The sequence below is a fragment of the Oribacterium sinus genome (assembly GCF_014202695.1).
Classification (GTDB): domain Bacteria; phylum Bacillota; class Clostridia; order Lachnospirales; family Lachnospiraceae; genus Oribacterium; species Oribacterium sinus.
Map to the genome: position 1 here is coordinate 82792 of NZ_JACHHH010000005.1, position 15843 is coordinate 98634.

Consider the following 15843-nt stretch of genomic DNA (forward strand, 5'->3'; position numbering starts at 1 on the left):
CACATTTCATGAAAAATGGCATAGATACCTCCTTACTGCTCCATCGTAAAGAGCGAGTAAAAATATCCCTTCTTTTCCATAAGTTCAGAGAAGATTCCTTCCTCTACGATCTCCCCTTCTTTTAACACACAAATCCTATCTACACGATTTAAAATCCTGGAATCCAAGTCATGGAGTACCAAAATCTCCGTGATATTCTCCAAGGATAAAAGGGAATCCAACACCAGATAGCTATTTTCCTTATCCAAAGCTGCAGTAATCTCATCCGCAAGGAGGATAGGGGTTTTTCGAAGGAGACTTCTGGCAATATTGATTCTTTGCCGTTCTCCTCCGGAAAGGGCCGCTCCATTTTCCCCGCAAGGATAATCCAAACCTTTCTCCGAAATCAGATTTTTTAAACCGGACTTTTCAATGGCCAGCTCCAGCTCCTCTTTACCATAGTCCTGAAACAGAGTAATGTTCTCATAAATACTGCCGTCAAAAATAAAGACCTCCTGTTGAATATAGGAAATCGAACGAAAGAGGCTTTCCTCGGGAAGGGTAGAAAGTTGCCTGTTTCCAATAGAAATCTCTCCTCCCTGGCTTCGCTCGATCCCCATAAGAAGCTTTAGAATGGAGGACTTTCCTGAACCGGAAGCTCCCAGAAGGATCAGCTTTTCTCCCTCCTTTACCCGCAGAGTAAAGTCCTTCAAAACCTGCTTTTCCGGAGTATAAGAAAAGGAAAGACGGGAGAAGCAAATATCTCCCTGTAAAGACGGGATGGGAAGGGCTTTCTCATGGGAGTCTGTGTCGGTATGCTGATGATAACCGTCCTGAACAATTTCACTGCTCCTCTGCTGCTGTTCCTGCTGTTCCTCCTGCTCCCCTTTTTCTATCTTCTCCCAAAATTGTTCGGAAAGAGCATAGGCGGTTCTTGCCTTACTAAGCATTCCCGGAAGCTCTGTCACCGGATCAATGATATAGTTAATCAGTCGAGAAAAGGCCAGCACAGTTCCCACGGAAATACTTTTACTTCTATAGGCCACAACAGCGCATAGGAGCAAAATGGCAAACTGGGTGATATAGCCGGAAATGGCGGCAAAGTAATTGATTTTCTCCACACATTTTTCCCGCTCTTCCATGCGAGCTTCCACCTTTTGGCAGATTTTATCGTGAAGAGCTGAAAAAATTCCTTCCACCTTATAGGACTTAATGATGGTAAAGCCAATGGCAAAGTCCTTCAAAAATGCTAAATATTCTGCATTTTCCTTGGATAAATTCTCCTCAATCTTCTCCATATTTCTTCCGGAGAAAAGAGCGGCAAAAAAGGGAATCAGGGAAATGAGACAGGCCATCATGGCTAAAAAGAAATTGTAGCGAATCATTACCAATACAGCCCCTATTCCGCAAATGACGATTTGGGAAAGTATGGGAATCTGGTCCAAAAAATCCTCTTTGATTTTTTGTAAATCCGTATTCAGGGCAGAAAGATACACCGCCGTATTCTGTCCGTAAAACTCTGTCACCTTCTTTTTGGACAGATAATGATAGGCCATTTTCCGATACTGAAAGACCGCCTTGGTGCTGAACTTCGTCCGAAAATAGTAGGTACAAAGGCCGGAAAAGCTCACCATCAGTAACACCGCTACGGCCATTAGGATGATTTGATGCATACTGTAACGGCGATTTCCGGATAGGAAATCAATCAAAATCTGCATCAGTTGCGGTACAGAAAGAATACCCACGGACAAAACCGTGGTACCCAAAACCGCCATAAATAGATTTTTCCGATTGCCTTGAAAAAAGCTTTGACTTAAGGGATTACGCTGCTTCATACTGTTCTTTTCCTTCCTGCTGTCATACTCTATTGTCCTATTTTTATACCCTTATATACTCTCTTGTCACGCTTCTATAAGTCTTTTATTCGTCTTTAAAAAGCCTCACACTAAGCTTCCGAAGTTCTTCCATTGTACTTTTCTCTATGCTTTTCTCTATACTTTCCTCTATACTTTCCTCTATGCTTTTCCTTTACATATTTCCCTTATCCTTTTGGAAAATAAGCTTTCCTCTCTCCCCCTGTCTGTGCCTAGAGTACTGAAGCTCTATGCCTTCTTTTTCCAGAGCTTCTATCCCTTGAATCTTTTCCGCTGTAAGCTTCTCTCCCGGGAAAAGCAGGGGAATACCGGGGGGATAAAGGCTAAGATATTCCAGGCAAATGCGCCCTTCCCCGTCACGAAGATTAAGCTCCTCCCCTTCTTTTAGGCCTTCTGAAATTTGCAAAGTATTATCCGCTATAGAAATTTGATACAGGGCAGAGGATAGGAGTTTAGAACGGAGTGGCTTTCCCTTCTCCTCCCCAAATCTTCTTTCTATATCCTTCAAGGCAATAAACAATCTATCCAGTTCCTCTTCCGAAATAAAGGGTCCTGTCATCAAAAGCAGATTTTCTCCGCTATGCATTTCCGATTCAATGCCGTAATCTTCCCGAAGAAGCTTAGCCAAGTCCTTTCCCAGTCTAAGCTTGGGGATTCCTCGGGCTCGTAGAAATATCTTAGTAAAATCCATAGCAAAGCAAGCCTCTTCCTTCTCCCAAAGAAAAGTAAAATAGGAAAGTGTTCTTGTCTTCTCTCGAAAGCCCCTCATCACTTCCTTCCAATGAGAAAATAAAGCTTCTCCCTCTCTTTCTAATAGCGTCGTTGCCTTTTCCAAAGAAAGCATCAAAGGATAAGAGGGAGAGGTCGTTTGAAATACGGAAAGATAGAAAGACAGCTTTTCCCTACTGTATCTTTGTCCATTCCCCAATATCCAGGCACTCTGGGTTAAGGAGCAAAGGGTTTTGTGGGGGCTTTGCACCACCAAATCCGCCCCTAGGGCAATAGCCGACTCCGGAAAGGAAGCTCCCTTTTTCGGAGAAAAATGGGCTCCATGAGCTTCATCCACCAGAAGGGAAAGACCATTTTCATGGCAAAGCCTTGCAATCCCTTCCACATCGGAGACCACTCCCTCATAGCTTGGGCTGGTAAAAATCAAAGCCTTGCTCTTTGGAAACTCCCCAAGCAGTCTTTCCACTTCCTTCGGGGAAATGGATCCAAAGCAGGAAAAGTCCTCCCAAAACTCCGGCAGAAGAAAATGAATCTTTGCCTTTCGGAGAGATAGGGCATAAAAAACAGAGCGGTGGCAATTTCTTGCCACCACTACCTCATCTCCCTCTTCCAGCAGAGTGAAAATACCCGCCTGCAAACCGGAGGAACTGCCATTTACAAGATAGAAGCAATACGAACAGCCATAGTAAGCGGCGGTGCGATTCATGGCTTCCTGCAAAATTCCTTCCGGAGTATGAAGATTGTCCAAGTCCTCTACCTCCGTGTAATCATAGGCATAAGGAAGGGCTGTACCCATTTCCGCCTTTCTTTGATGCCCCGGCATATGCAGGGGAAGGAGATTTTTTTCATTGTAGTGCTGAAAATATTTTTCTAAAGGAGAAGGGGAAGGATTCCGCCCCTCTTTCGATTGATCGTTCATTTGTATCCCTCTCTGACATATAAGCAAAGCTTAAGATGATATAGCGTGCTTCACGATATTTTCAAATAAAGCTTTTTTATTACTTTTACAAACCCTTTTACAGATTCTTTTATAGATTCTTCTCCAAGTCCTCTACAATCTTCTTAATGGTTCCCTCTTTAAAGGGATTCATGAGGCCAACCTTTTCCTCCAGTTCCGTAAAAAACAGGGATGCGGAGTACTTGGAGAAGTCCATATAGCTCTTCCATGCCCCCTGAAAATCCTTATCCATCCAAGCCTTGTACTGTAAGGCATTGATGCCGGCAATGCAGTAATCAATGTAATAGTAAGGTAGGTCATAGATATGGTGCTGCTTCTGCCAGAAGCCCCCCTCTTCCATAAAGGCATTGTCCGCATAATCCAAATGTGGCTTATACTCCTGCTCCAGGGTTCTCCAAAGCAGCTTTCTCTCCTTCGGAGTCATTTTCGGATTCTTATAGACAATGTTTTGGAACTCATCCACCATGGTGCCGTAGGGGATAAACATCAGGAACTCTTCAAAATGCATGGAAAGGTAGTCCTTTGCCCGATCTCCAAAGAATAAATCCATCCAAGGCTCGGTAAAAAATTCCATGGACATGGAGTGGGTTTCCGCCGTTTCCATGGTCAACTGATTATGCTCATGGATGGGCAAATCCGCTGTAATATAGCCCTGGAAGGCGTGCCCGCATTCGTGGGTAATCACGTCACAGTCTCCGGCTGTTCCGTTGAAGTTGGCAAAGATAAAGGGCATGTGGTAGTTGGGAAGCATTTCCATATAGCCGCCGGTTCTCTTGTTCTTTCTGCCCAGCACATCGAAAAGCTCCATTTTCATCATATCCTGCATAAACTTGGAGGTTTCCGGAGAAAGAGCATCGTACATCTTCTGCCCTGCTGCCAGGATTTCCTCCGGTGTTCCGATGGGGGCAGGATTTCCCTCCTTGAAAAATACCCCTTCATCATAGTAATAGAGCTTATCCAGTCCAAGACGCTGTCTTCTTCTCTCATGAAGCTTCTGAACAAAGGGTACCAAATCCCGTTTTACCTGCTGACGGAAGGATGCAATCTCCCTTTCCCCGTAGCAGTTTCGATTCATTCTGGCATAGCCGATTTCCGTGAAATCCGGATACCCCATCATCTGCCCCTGCTCGGTACGATTCTTGACCAAGGCATCATAGATAGAGTCCAGCTTCTCCCCATTGTCCTCAAAGAACTTGGTATAGGCCTTCCATGCCTTTTTACGCACCTCTCTATCCTCTGCCGTAAGGTAGGGTGTCATAAGAGACAGATTCAGATTCTCTCCCTCCCAGGGAATCTTTGCGGAAGCCAGAAGCTTACTGTATTCGGTGGTCAATTCATTTTCCTTTTGCATCAGGGGAATCAGAGAAATGTCTACCGCCTTCTGCGCCAGCTCCATGTTTTTAAAGGCTACATGCCCAAGCTTTTCTTCCATATAGGCTCTATGGGGAGAATGGTAAACCCGCATTTGGTAGTCCACTAAGAGATTTCGGAAAATGGGCATATTGGCATCATAAAAGGCTCTCTCCTTCTCATAGAAGGGATCCGTCATGTCAATATCGTTTCGAATGCTGGCAATCACACTTTCCGTCATCACATCATCCACCAGCTTATAGTATTTTTGATGCAGGGCAAAAAGCTCCTCCCCGGACTCCGCCTTATCTACTCCCTCACACAGCTCCAAAAAATCAGCCTTCAGTTTATCAAAATCAATTCTCTCATAGGGAAATTCGGTAAATTTCATATTATCCTCCAATTCATAAAGCACAATGTAAAACAATCGGTATAAGCATAACATTTCTATGGGAATATTCCATAAGTTTTGTGTTTTTCCTTTAGCCTTTTGCACAGAAAAAATAGGGGATGTAAAAATCAAAATGATTTTTACATCCCCATCTATTAAGTTCGGACACTATAAGGCCAAAGAAAAAATTCACACTTATGTTTGCTTGTTTTATGATTCATCTTTTTTCATGAGAGGGAGATCTGATAGAGTAATTCTTTCATATGCACCATTCTTCTTATCCTCCGGATGTGGCTCCAGTCCGATAATAGTTATAGACTTTTGATCAGGGCCATATACCCAATACATTCTCATTGCTCCACTGGTTTTATTTTCAAGATAGGATTGCCACACACGTTCTCCATATCGCTCCGATAATGCTTCTATATCGTGCGTTCTCAGACTAGGATGTCTGGGATTTTCTGATAACAACTTTAAAGCTTTTCCCCACTTTTTGAAAATAATTGCATCATTTTTACTGATTGTCCCGACTCTATATTCAGATTGAAGTTTATTCCACAATTCTTCCATCTCCGGAAGTCCCATACGTATTATAAAACTCATATATTCACACTATCCAAAATCCGAGAGATCTATAGGATCTGATACGTATCCTTGTTTATAATTGCTGATAGCCTTATCCATATCTTTCAAAGTACGTGCAGAAATAGTATCCGGAACCGTCAATTCACGAGGCTCTAGCATAATACAACCATTTTCATATTCCTTAACGTTATAATATTGGTATAAAGCACCGCGCAAAGTAACTCTCTTTTTATTATCAAGGTGAACATTATACTCCTTTGCTGCTTCCATCATCTTCCTCCTATGTATGTGGGATTTCCCACTTTTTTATCTATACTATATTTGGCTAAATGATTTGTCAATGATTATTATGCTCCCTTCTAATCAATCCACTAATTACAGCTTATACTTATCCAAAGATATATCTACAAAGTCAATGGATTTCTCTTCTAAAAACATCACCATATAGATTGGAAAATAGCTAATCCGCCCTATTGTTTTTACATTATCATTTGTAAAAACGTATGCGTTTTTTATGCCATATTCAGGAACACGTAATACGTTATCCAAAGCGGAATGTTTCTCATAATCCTTTCCGCTTTTTACTTCAATGGGAAGCACTTCCCCTGCATGCTCAATAATAAAGTCCAGTTCTCCTTTTTTCTTATTGCTATAATAATACAAGGGATAATTATGTGCACAAAGCTCCTGAGCAATCACATTTTCATATACGGAGCCTTTATTGATATCTTTTTCTTTACTAACAATTTTTAATTTACAGGACTTTCCATACAGGCTTGTGAGCAAACCCACATCGGACAAAAACAGTTTAAATAAAGTACTTTTTTCGTTGAGTAAAAGCGGAACTGTCGGTTCTGTCGTATTAAAAGTTGCTAGTGCAACTCCGGCCTTCCAAAGCCATGTAAAACTATCAGAAACTCTTTCAAATCGAAGATTCGCCTTAATATCCGTAAGCTTAAAACGCTTATTTTTTTCATTTAATTCTGCGGGAATCAGTTCATAAATTTGCGTAAGTAATAATTTCCGATTCTCTTCCTCGTATTGTGTAAAATCTAACTTATATTGCTCGATAATGGCTTTGTGTTCCTCTATGACATTATCTATATTTTCTGTTTTACGATATTGCTCCACAGCAGCAGGCATCCCCCCTATAATGAGATACAAATTAAATATCTCCATTATTTTTTGATGAAATACTTCATCTACCGGAGTCTTGGATAAAAAGGAACTGCGAAGCCTCTCTAATACTTTATCTTCAACATTAAAGATTTGAAGGAACTCTTCAAAATCAAGGGGAAACATTTTTAGAGTCTGCAAATATCCTACCGGTGCTGACTTCAAATTAACCAGTTCTATTCCTAGCAAAGATCCCGATAAGACATAACGAAAACGCTTATCCTCTACAAGAAACTTTATCTTAGTAACAATTTCTTTGTATCGCTGAATTTCATCAAAGAAAATGATTGTTTTTCCGGGAATTATCTTCTTACTGCTGTACAAAGACAGCTTTAAAATAAGATCATCAATACTATTCGCTTCACGCAAAATATCCACTATTTCCGCTTGGCTAATAAGGTTAAACTCAACATAATCACAGCCTGACTGCTCTAGGCATGCTCGAATAATATAGGTCTTTCCTGCCTGACGAACACCATAAATCAGTAAGGCTTTTTCTCCACTTGTAATCCAATTCAAAAGGTCTTTTTCAATTTTTCTTTTCAGCATCTTTTCTCCAAAATCCGGCATAACAGCGCCATAAGTCATTTCTCTTAAGCCGGCCAATGACATTTTTCCAAGGTATTTTGACTTATATTTTGACATTTTTCCAAGGTATTTTCAAGCTAATTTTGACACTTTTCCAAGGTATTTTCACACTAATTTTGACACTTTTCCAAGATTGCATAATGATTGTGTAGCAGTCAAGAAAAGTAGACATGTAGCAGCCAAGAAAAGTAGACATGAAAAAAGCCTCTATGCCATTTAACGTCCATTCACCAAAAAAAGGCCGACGAAAAATAGTTAAACTATTTCTGCCGACCTTTATAAAAATACAATCCTAAAATCCTAACTCCAAAAGCAAAACACTGGCCTTAAAGGACATCCAAAGCAATATTTCATAGCTATGCGCCAAAAATACAAAGAAGAATAAGGCCAAAAGGGGCTTAGTCATTGAGCTTCTCTCTAAATAGCGTTGAGAACAGCGATAGAGACTGATACCGCCTCCTATAAAGCTTAGTACTTTCACTAAAATCAATCCTAAAAACGCAACATCCATATTGATTAAGCTTAGAAACACGATCAATATAGAGAGAAAAACCAAGCCGATAAAAACAAGCCCCTCTTTTCCCCGCTTACTAATATCTTTTCTTCCGGCTTCTTCCTGTTCTTCCTGCGGATATAAAGCTCCCTGTACCCTACGAAGGTAGAAAAGATAAGGAATAAACAAGGCCAGGAGAAGAAGAGGAAGAAGATTTTTCCCCGTCAGCGTAGCAATAGTCCAAGAAAATGCCACCGGAACTGCCAGAACATAGCAAAAAATCAAAGTCAAATTTTTGTGTAAAATTCTGTCTTCGTCCATAAATACCGTCCTTTCTCAAAAGAGAGTAAAGAAGATTAGTTATCTGTTTGTTCAAGCTTTCGAATGCATTCGTTTCTCTCATTATATCCCAAAAAAAATAAAAGTCATTCCCAATTTCTTGAGAATGACTTAAAAAATTATTAGAAAGCATGGACGATTTTCTTTGGGTGAGAACATAAAAAAATATAGTAGAAAACTCTATTATGCAAATGTTTCGTCATACCCTCTGACAGATAGTTTGTCCTCTCTATATGTTTCTCATCCTTATATAGAATTAAGACGATTTATTAAATTCATTGCATTTTCTGTATCTTCCAGCAGTGATATGGCAAAGCATTTTTTTCCTGCATCCTTTAATGATGCCCCAATATGATAAACTGTTTTTCCATCTAAAATGATGAATCTATCATGGAATATCTGTGTTTTTTCTACTGTAAGTGTAGGATATTGAGCGTTGAAATTTACTATGTCATTATTTGTTATAGAAGCACTTGCATAGGTATAAATCTTTACATCCACAGTTGCATTCTTTTTTGCCAGAATATTCAACGTTCCCACATCTACATATCCGTCAATCAAAATAATTTCATTCTGCGCCTTTTGAACAATTGATGTAATAAAGCTAAAAGCATCATATATCTGTCCATCGAAAAAAATCTTCTGTTTCGATTCCGTTTGATCCTCAATATATTGAAACACCTTTTCAAGCTTCTCATTTGTACTTTTCTGGTATTCCAGTTGTTTCAGTTCTATATGACTGATCTTTTCAAAAAGAAGTGCATTATTAGATATAAATTGACGCATCTCCCGAAATGCTCGCATAATAAAAATGCTCTGTTGTTCCGCCACTTTACCCTTCAGTACTGTAGCCAACATATAAATTCCCTGTTCAGTAAAAGCATAAGGGGGTTTTCTGCGCCCTCCTTCCTGACCAGCGTAAAAATTGGAAAACGGTGAAATCACAAATTGTGATTTCACCCCTTCCACCTCCTCCTTTGTTAGCTGAAACATAAAGTCATCCGGAAAGCGTTCAATATTTCGTTTAACCTGCTGATTCAAAGCCCGGACTTCATAACCATATAGAGCCGCAAGTTCATAATCCAGCATTACCTGTTTTCCTCTAATGGTATATATTCGATTTCCAAAATCATTAACTTGCATTGTGTTAGAAACAGGCTTTTCTTTCTCCTGCTTATCTGCCATAAATTATCCTTCCTGTGAAGTCACACATTCAACAGAATACGGCTTGCACTGGTATTACACGATATCCTTCAGTATCTCCAAAGGAAATGGCTCTCCCACCTTCTCTACGGAAAGGTCTCTTAGCGTAAAGTTTGACTTCCGAAGGGTCAGTGACGGGTTATAGTAGGGATCTCCCTGTCTCAAAATCTCCGGCCAATGCTTTGCCAGGCAGACAATCTCTCCGTTAAAACGCTTTACCTTCTCCGGATTGTCCTCCAGGCCTCTGGACTTGGACTCATAGTGGGTAAAAAGAGCATAGGGGGTATACACCACCCGTTTTCCAAGGGCCCGAATCTTCAAGCAAAAATCCACATCATTAAAGGCTACCGCAAGTTCTTCTCGGAAGCCCCCCACCTTATCAAAGAGGGATTTCTTGGTCATTAAAACGGCGGCAGTTACCGCTGTATAGTTTTGAATGCAGGCCGCCCTATGCATATAACTGTTTTCCGTTTCGTGGGTACCGATAAAGGTGGCTCCGGCAATACCGCCAAAGCCCATCACCACACCGGCGTGCTGAATCATTTTATCCGGATAGAGAAGCCTTGCACCACAGATTCCGATTTCCTCCTGCTGCACAAACTGAAGCATTTCCTCTACAGAATCTTTCTTCAGGCACTCAATGTCATTGTTCATAAAGAGCAGGTACTCTCCGTGGGCAAAGCTCACCCCGAAGTTATTGATGGCGGAGTAGTTAAACTCTCTTTCCCAGCGTACCACCCGTACCGCCTTCTTTTGGAAATCTCCGTATCGTGCCGGGAATTCCTCCTGAATCTTTTCATAGTAGGCAAATGTCTTTTCCTCTACGGAATTGTTCTCCACCACAATCACTTCCAGGTAAGGATAGCTTCCGGCAAAGAGAGAACGAATGGCCAGATCCAAATCCTCGCTGTGATCCTTACTGGGGATAATCACGGAAATAAGAGGAAGCTCCCCATCCTTTTTCTCCAAGGCATAGTGGCAATAATAATAGCCGTAGGTAATGCCCCGCTCCACCTTTTCAATGGGAAGCCCCAGGCGCTTCGCATGGTCGAAAACCGCCCGCTCTCCGGCAGTAAAGGCATAGAGCTTTGCCTCCGGATTTTGTGCCGTGGATAGCTGGTGAGAACGCCAATGATAGAGGACCTTCCTGATATGGATAATGGTGGAAGAGGTGAAGAGCGCCTCTTCCTGCCTCTTCTTCTCCTCGTTGCTAAGGCCTGCCGCCTTTTCTCTTCTTTCCGCCTCTTCACAAAGTCGCAAAATCAGGTCATAGTCCTGGGCACCGTCATATTCCTTCTGCTCGTAAATCTTCTCTCCCTCTTCTCCCTCCTTCGCTACAGCTTCCAGCAAGGAACGCTTGGCAATCAATAAATGGCAGAAATAATTTACACTTCGGAGAAGCTCCGGACTGTAGTCCGGCTTAAAGTGAGGCTCAAAATAGTAGGCAGAGGCAAAGTCAATTTTGTCCTCATCACTATAGAGAAGCTCCGCCTTGGGATGCTCCTTGATGGTTTTTGCAATGGTATATAAGGCATCTTCCGTCAGCTCATCATCATGGTCGGAGAAAATGATGAAATCTCCCTTAGCCATGGCAATGGCGGCATTGGTATTTCCGGAAATACCCAGGTTCTTGGGAAGTACGGAAAAACGCACTCTGCTGTCCTTCTCCTGATACTCCTGTAAAACCGAAACCGGGGACTTTTCTCCATTTTCCAAAGTATCCCCGGAAAGCTCGGAAGCATCCGCAAGGCAAATTTCAAAATGGGGATAGGTCTGGGATAAAATACTGTCCAAGAGTCTTCTTAAAAAAGTTTCCTTAGGACGATAGACCGGAATCACAATGGAAAAAAGCAGAGGATTCTCCCAAACTTCCGCCCTTTGCCGTGAAATCTCTTCCGCTCCGGTCTTCTCTTTTTTGTACCACTCGTTATAGTCGTAATCCTGCTCGATGCTCTTTAGCTTCCGCACACTCTTATGCCAAAGAGCGGACAGACCGCCCTTTTTCAAGGTATCCTTTACCGCTTCCACGGTTTCCCATTGGAAGAGGGCTAAGAATTTCTCCATCTTTTTATGGGCATGGGAGTTAAAGGACTCGATTTTTTTATCATCAAAACTAAAACGACGAAGCTGCTGATCCACCTGAATCAAAAGCTCCACCCTCTCGCCTTTAGAAAGCGCATAGGGGGTGTCTAAAGAAAAGCCCAGCTTCCTCTTAATTTTCTTCCCGTTTTCCTCCTCGTACTTGGGAAAATAGGCTTCATTTACGGTTTCCCGCTCCACTTCCTCATAGGAAAATTCTCTCTTTTCCCCTGCCTTTCCCTGGACGGACAGTTTCACCGGGGTCTCCGGATCTCTTCCAAAGGCCCAGCCCTGAATATGCAATTTTCCTTCTCTGACTAAGGCAATATCAATCTTTGCTCTCATTTTCTCTTACACCTCTTCCGAAGAACTTTCATCCTGTACAGGCTGTTCCGAGGAACTAACTTCGCCGCTTGCTTGTTTCGAAGCACTGCTTTCGCCGGCATCCTGCCCCGGCTGTTCCGAAAAATTCAATCTTTCTTCCTCCACTACCAGCGGTCTCTTCATCACCCTTTGGTTAATGGATAATATATACTCTCCCAAAAGTCCGATAAAAAAGATTTGCACAGAGCCCAGGAAAAGCATTCCTATAAGCATAGGTGCCATACCGGCAGGGAAACGATCCCACCAGATCAACTTCATAATCAAATACAGTAAGCCAAAGAGCATGGAAAGGCCGGCGCAGATTCCCCCGAAAAATACCGCAATTCGAAGTCCCACCTTGGTATAGCTGGTAAAGCTCAGCATGGCTGCATCATACAGGGTATAGAAATTGTTATGGGTAACCCCGGCCCGGCGCTTGGGCTGGGTATAGGGGATATCCTTTCTTCTGTATCCAAGCTCCGCCACAATCCCCCGAAGGAAGGGGGTGGGATCGTCCAGAGATTTCATCACGGAAATAAAGCCCTGATCGTAAAGACCGAAGCCGGTAAACTGACTGATTTGATCCACGGAAGACATTTTTCGAATCAGCTTATAGTACAGGCTCCGAAGGGCGTACATGATTTTTGACTCGTTGCTTTCGGTCTTAACCCCTATTACAATGCGGTAGCCCTCCTCCCAGGCATGAACGAAGCGGGGAATCATTTCCACCGGATCCTGAAAGTCCGCCGCCATCAAAATGGTGGCATCTCCCGTACTTTGCAGCATGGCATAGTAGGGGGAATTAAATTGGCCGAAATTCTTAGCATTAAAAATCGCCTTAATCCCCTTATCCAGCTTGCAAAGCCCCCGAATCTTCTCTCTGGTTTTATCGGAGGAATCATTGTCGATAAAAAGAATTTCGTATTGATACTCCGGAAGCTGCTCCTTAAAGCAGAGCCTGAGAGCATTGGCCAAGGGAACTACATTTTCCTCTTCGTTATAACAGGGAACAACGATACTAATGGTTTTTTTCAAAAGAAACCTCTTTCTAAAATGCCCTATCTCCATAGGGGCATCTTCTAAATTTCCATATATACAGCCACCTTAATGGCTCTTCTTTCCTTCATATCATAGAGGGCATCCGGAATTTTGTCCATGCCGTGATAGCGCTTTGTAAGGAAAATGCTTGGATGGAAGCCGGATTCCTGTACCTTCTCCAATACCCATTCCAAATGCTTTCTGCCCCCCTTGGAAAGGGAAAAGCGAAGGGTCTTTCCGGCCATGCCCTTTCCTAAGGAAAATTTCGGAAGCAATAGTCCGTCTATGGCCTTCTTCCGCTTTTTCTTTTCTCCCAGAGAAAGCTCCATATCCTGCCCCGCCATTTCCAGGGCTTCCACATCCTCCTCGGAGCCGAAGTAGGCTACATTGCTGATAATGCCGGTGCCATATTTTACCATGTCCAGGGCCTGCGCCAGGGCATACTCGTCTCCACCGCAGATGAGAACCTTATCCACGCCCTTTCCTTCCGTTTCCTCCCAGATGGCATTGACTATAGGGGAATGGGTGGAGTTTGCCAGAGGGTGCTTATCCTTTGGAAGGGAGGCTTTGCAGGTCTTATAGTCCAGCACCACTACCGGGCAGCTTTCCGAAGAAAGGCTTTCCGCCATCCTTTTGCTGTCCTCCCGGCTTCCCACTGCAAAAATCTTCTTGGCACCCATAAGCTTTGCGGCAAAGACAGCCCCAAGGCCGATAGCCCCTATTCCCAGTACACAAACCGTATCCCCTTCCTTAACTTCTGCTTCCTCCGCAGCGGTAAAGCCGGTTTGCAAAACATCCACAGAAAGGAGGACATCCTCCAAATCCATGCCCTTTGGGATTTTCCCAAGGTTTTGATCTGCATAGGGAAGATAAAAGCACTCCTGAAAGGCTCCGTCATTGGACTTTCCCAGGCTATGGGCGGAGAAGGGATGCCCCGCATGGGCTTCATTTTCCAAAACCTCAGGACTCCCCCAATCCGGAGTAATAGCGGAAATCGCCACAATCTCCCCCTCGGAAAAGTCCTTCACCTCTCTCCCTTTTTTCAGGATTCTGCCAATACACTCATGCCCCAGCGTCAGGTCTTTTCTTTTTGGAGAGCCCTGCCAAATGGTATGCACATCACTGGTACAGGGGCTGACGAGAACCGGCGTAATCAATACCCCATGCTCTTCTAAAAGCTTAGGCTTTTCCTTTTCGATAAAGGAGACTTTTCCTCTCCCCTCCAGTACAAAGGCTTTCATCCGCATTTTCCTTTCTATAACTTACTACTTACCGCTTGTCGTTTATAATCCAAAAAAACAGTCTACAGCTCCTCTATCTTCTCTCCCCTTAAGGCCAAAACCCTGGGGCAGGGGCGTAAATCTCTTCGAATAATACCGGCAATTTCCTCCGTATAGCCCGGCGCCACAATCAGAATCTCCTCTACAGGCTCCTTTTGAAAATGGCTCTTATCCACAATGGGAAGGTGGGAGGCAGGGCTGTATTTTCCCTGTTTAAAGGGGGCGGAGTCAATGATATAAGCCACTTCCTCCTGTAAGGCTGTGGTGGAAAGGAGGGTTAAGCCCTGGTGGCTGGCACCCCACACCGCCATTTTCTCCCCCTTCTTCCTAAGACCTTCCAAATGCTTTTGGATGTCTTCTTGGATGGCCTTCTCATTTTCCAAAATCGGCTTAATATCCACCTTCTGTCCCAATGAGCGGAAGGTGGTACAGCTTTCCTTTTCCCGCTTTTCCAAGAGAAACTCTATGGTATCCCGGTTGATAACCCTGCTTTCCACCAGGGAAAAGCCCTGATCCTGTACCAGACTCAAAAGACTTTCCTCACTGTAGTTGGCAATATGGTCCCGAAGCAGCTCATAGTAGGAAAGGTGGTCTAAGATGTATTGAAAGCTGGGCACAGTGAGGAGAAAATATCCCCCCATTTTTAAATGCTCATAGGCAAAGGAGAGCATTTCCCCGGGATTGGGCTGATGCTCTAAAAAGTTAAACTGTACCATGGCGTCTAACAGCCCCTCTACCGGACGGGTTTTTCCGCTTTGCAAATGCTTTCCTTCCATATTTTTCAGCCCGAAGCCTGCTTCCGGAAAGCCCTGATACAGGGAAAGCCCTGCTGCCTGCCCCTTCTCCACCAGCTCCTTTTTATGCTCAATCCCCAGCACATAGGGTTCAAGCTTTTGGCTTCTTTTTGCACCTATGCTTAAACTTGTGCCGGAAGCTGTATCAGGACTTGTAACGGAGTTTACATCAGAACTTGTGTCGGATCCGCTTTCCACCCCGGACCACATGGCCAGAAACTCTCCTGCTCCGGCGCCCAACTCTAAAATCAAAGGTCTCTTTTCTTCCTTTTTTGCCAAAAAAGAGAGAAGCTTTTGATACTCTTCCTCCCTCAGGGCTTTCATAGTGCTGCTGCCACCCCCGGCCCGAATCACATCCTTGTAATAGGGAACCGCTTCCGTATCAAATTGCACAAGACCGCAGGACCTGCATTGGCAAAGGGAAAGATCCATCCCCTTCTCCGTAGCCAGCTCTTCCCTTGTGGGAAATTCCTGGGCAGACTTAGGCATATTATGAAAAACAGCCAGCTCCTCCAAATTTTCTCCACAGGCTAAACATTTTTTCTCTGCCATGCTTTCCCTCTTTTCTATATACTCTTCTATATACGCTTCTATAATACTTTTCTATATTCTTTTCTATATTCT

General features: G+C 43.3%; 12 protein-coding genes. All 12 read right to left on the reverse strand.

Annotation, left to right across the window (positions count from 1 at the left end):
* Positions 1-32 precede the first annotated feature (32 nt).
* The 12 genes from HNQ46_RS05820 to HNQ46_RS05875 all read right to left on the reverse strand — a co-directional run bounded on the left by HNQ46_RS05820 (position 33) and on the right by HNQ46_RS05875 (position 15651).
* On the reverse strand, positions 33-1814 hold the full coding sequence (locus HNQ46_RS05820) for an ABC transporter ATP-binding protein (protein ID WP_183683794.1): 1782 nt from the start codon (positions 1812-1814) through the stop codon (positions 33-35).
* Between the two features lie 193 nt (positions 1815-2007).
* Positions 2008-3501: an aminotransferase class I/II-fold pyridoxal phosphate-dependent enzyme gene (locus HNQ46_RS05825; protein WP_183683795.1), complete on the reverse strand. Its 1494-nt coding sequence runs from the start codon at positions 3499-3501 to the stop codon at positions 2008-2010.
* A 109-nt stretch (positions 3502-3610) separates the two neighbouring features.
* A complete protein-coding gene (locus HNQ46_RS05830; RefSeq protein ID WP_183683796.1) occupies positions 3611-5281 on the reverse strand; it encodes a M3 family oligoendopeptidase in 1671 nt (556 codons plus the stop codon).
* Between the two features lie 210 nt (positions 5282-5491).
* The gene (locus HNQ46_RS05835; protein WP_243155860.1) at positions 5492-5851 is read right to left on the reverse strand and encodes a hypothetical protein; all 360 of its coding nucleotides are present in this window, start codon (positions 5849-5851) and stop codon (positions 5492-5494) included.
* A 42-nt stretch (positions 5852-5893) separates the two neighbouring features.
* On the reverse strand, positions 5894-6136 hold the full coding sequence (locus tag HNQ46_RS05840) for a hypothetical protein (protein WP_183683952.1): 243 nt from the start codon (positions 6134-6136) through the stop codon (positions 5894-5896).
* Between the two features lie 105 nt (positions 6137-6241).
* Entirely contained in the window at positions 6242-7687 is a 1446-nt protein-coding gene (locus HNQ46_RS05845) for an ATP-binding protein (RefSeq protein ID WP_243155861.1), read from the reverse strand.
* Positions 7688-7922: 235 nt separating this feature from the next.
* Positions 7923-8444 (reverse strand): hypothetical protein, encoded by a 522-nt coding sequence (locus tag HNQ46_RS05850; protein WP_183683799.1) that lies wholly within the window; start codon positions 8442-8444, stop codon positions 7923-7925.
* Positions 8445-8708: 264 nt separating this feature from the next.
* Complete coding sequence (locus HNQ46_RS05855; RefSeq protein ID WP_183683801.1) at positions 8709-9647, reverse strand: ORF6N domain-containing protein; 939 nt, start codon at positions 9645-9647, stop codon at positions 8709-8711.
* 54 nt (positions 9648-9701) lie between these two features.
* Positions 9702-12089: a glycosyltransferase family 2 protein gene (locus HNQ46_RS05860; protein WP_183683802.1), complete on the reverse strand. Its 2388-nt coding sequence runs from the start codon at positions 12087-12089 to the stop codon at positions 9702-9704.
* A 6-nt stretch (positions 12090-12095) separates the two neighbouring features.
* The gene (locus tag HNQ46_RS05865) at positions 12096-13175 is read right to left on the reverse strand and encodes a glycosyltransferase family 2 protein (protein WP_243155862.1); all 1080 of its coding nucleotides are present in this window, start codon (positions 13173-13175) and stop codon (positions 12096-12098) included.
* A gap of 11 nt (positions 13176-13186) precedes the next feature.
* A complete protein-coding gene (locus HNQ46_RS05870) occupies positions 13187-14386 on the reverse strand; it encodes an alcohol dehydrogenase catalytic domain-containing protein (RefSeq protein WP_183683805.1) in 1200 nt (399 codons plus the stop codon).
* A 62-nt stretch (positions 14387-14448) separates the two neighbouring features.
* Positions 14449-15651 (reverse strand): methyltransferase domain-containing protein, encoded by a 1203-nt coding sequence (locus HNQ46_RS05875; RefSeq protein ID WP_408637135.1) that lies wholly within the window; start codon positions 15649-15651, stop codon positions 14449-14451.
* Between the last annotated feature and the right edge of the window lie 192 nt (positions 15652-15843).

Excerpts from the sequence above, each read along its gene's own strand:
- HNQ46_RS05835 (WP_243155860.1), bottom strand. The coding sequence starts at position 5,851 with ATGGAAGAATTGTGGAATAAACTTCAATCTGAATATAGAGTCGGGACA.
- HNQ46_RS05865 (WP_243155862.1), bottom strand. The coding sequence starts at position 13,175 with ATGGAGATAGGGCATTTTAGAAAGAGGTTTCTTTTGAAAAAAACCATT.
- HNQ46_RS05870 (WP_183683805.1), bottom strand. The coding sequence starts at position 14,386 with ATGAAAGCCTTTGTACTGGAGGGGAGAGGAAAAGTCTCCTTTATCGAA.
- HNQ46_RS05840 (WP_183683952.1), bottom strand. The coding sequence starts at position 6,136 with ATGGAAGCAGCAAAGGAGTATAATGTTCACCTTGATAATAAAAAGAGA.
- HNQ46_RS05850 (WP_183683799.1), bottom strand. The coding sequence starts at position 8,444 with ATGGACGAAGACAGAATTTTACACAAAAATTTGACTTTGATTTTTTGC.
- HNQ46_RS05860 (WP_183683802.1), bottom strand. The coding sequence starts at position 12,089 with ATGAGAGCAAAGATTGATATTGCCTTAGTCAGAGAAGGAAAATTGCAT.
- HNQ46_RS05820 (WP_183683794.1), bottom strand. The coding sequence starts at position 1,814 with ATGAAGCAGCGTAATCCCTTAAGTCAAAGCTTTTTTCAAGGCAATCGG.
- HNQ46_RS05845 (WP_243155861.1), bottom strand. The coding sequence starts at position 7,687 with ATGTCAAAATATAAGTCAAAATACCTTGGAAAAATGTCATTGGCCGGC.
- HNQ46_RS05830 (WP_183683796.1), bottom strand. The coding sequence starts at position 5,281 with ATGAAATTTACCGAATTTCCCTATGAGAGAATTGATTTTGATAAACTG.
- HNQ46_RS05855 (WP_183683801.1), bottom strand. The coding sequence starts at position 9,647 with ATGGCAGATAAGCAGGAGAAAGAAAAGCCTGTTTCTAACACAATGCAA.
- HNQ46_RS05825 (WP_183683795.1), bottom strand. The coding sequence starts at position 3,501 with ATGAACGATCAATCGAAAGAGGGGCGGAATCCTTCCCCTTCTCCTTTA.
- HNQ46_RS05875 (WP_408637135.1), bottom strand. The coding sequence starts at position 15,651 with ATGGATCTTTCCCTTTGCCAATGCAGGTCCTGCGGTCTTGTGCAATTT.